The sequence below is a fragment of the Ensifer sp. LC163 genome (assembly GCF_001695855.1).
Lineage (GTDB): Bacteria > Pseudomonadota > Alphaproteobacteria > Rhizobiales > Rhizobiaceae > Ensifer.
The window spans coordinates 1-1,173 of the sequence record NZ_MBSS01000038.1 but is presented as its reverse complement, the minus strand read 5'-3'; the positions used below and the strand labels follow the sequence as shown (position 1 = coordinate 1,173).

Sequence of the window (1,173 nt, the reverse complement as noted above, 5' to 3'; positions counted from 1 at the left end):
GAGTTCCTCGCGTTGATGCTACGCGGCGGCCATCCTCAATCGTGCCCGCTTTCAACCACTTGTGGATCAGACGTATCAGCCGGCGGTCACCTACTCGATGTGACAGGAAACGGAGCATCCACTCGTGATCGATTTCATCGAAAAACGAGCGAATATCCGCGTCCAGTATCCAGTTGATCTTCCGCTTGTCGATCCCAACCCACAAGGCGTCCAGCGCGTCATGCTGGCCCCTTCCTTGCCGGAACCCGTATGAGAAGCCGAGGAAGTCTTGTTCATAGATCGCGTTCAGAACCGTGGACACGGCCATCTGCACGACTTTTTCTTCCAGCGCTGCAATGCCGAGGGGACGGAGTCTTCCGTCATTCTTCGGAATGTAGACCCGTCGAGACGGTTGTGCACGATATGCACCGGATTGAATCTCCCGGTGTAGTTCGTGCACACGCCCTTCGAGGGTCTTCTCATAGTCGTACCACGTCACGCCATCCACACCGCTCGCCGCCTGCTTGCGAAGCGCATGAAAGCACTTCACCAACAGCGTCGGAGTGATGTGGTGCATCAGCGCGGTGAAACGCATCTTCGGGTTCCGCTTGGCGGCTTCCCGTACACCTTCGATCCCCATCGAAGCGTGTTTTATCCGGCTCTGCGTCCGGCACGCTGGAGTCTCGAAGGCGTTCCCTCCGATTACACCCCTTCCCTCCATTGCCTCCGCAGGATCATCTCCTTTGTTCGGCAACTTCTGCGGTACTATGGGTGTATCCGACTTCTCATCAGCGTTGACGACTGGATTATGATCAACGACCTTCCCAGTCCCGTCCAGTCCATTTGCACTGGACACTGATGAGATCTCGCTGCTTCCGTATGAAAGACTTCCCGACATGCACAGGGTCTCCGACCGCGCGGGATCGGGGCATGGCTTGCGATTGACGCCATGCACCGTGTTGCCTTCCGCTTCGCTTAACAGCGTCGGCATCCCGAATTGATCATTTCGCGGCTCAATGGCCGGCCTGCCGGTTTCCCCTGTCAACGCTTCGACGCACACCTCGCGATGTGCCCCGCATGACTCGGGGTCAGAGTGATTCGCCACTTCTTCTCCGTGTTGAACTTTCATCAACTATCTTTCATCGGCTTTGCAGCCGCACTAAGCGCGGAATTCCCCGCACCTGTTCATAGACG

1 protein-coding gene is annotated in these 1,173 nt (G+C 56.9%); it reads right to left on the bottom strand.

From position 1 onward, the window contains the following. Positions 1-1,108, bottom strand: a 1,108-nt coding sequence (locus tag BC360_RS24595; RefSeq protein ID WP_244512886.1) for a reverse transcriptase domain-containing protein, incomplete at its 3' end; no start/stop codon positions are given. Positions 1,109-1,173 lie beyond the last annotated feature (65 nt).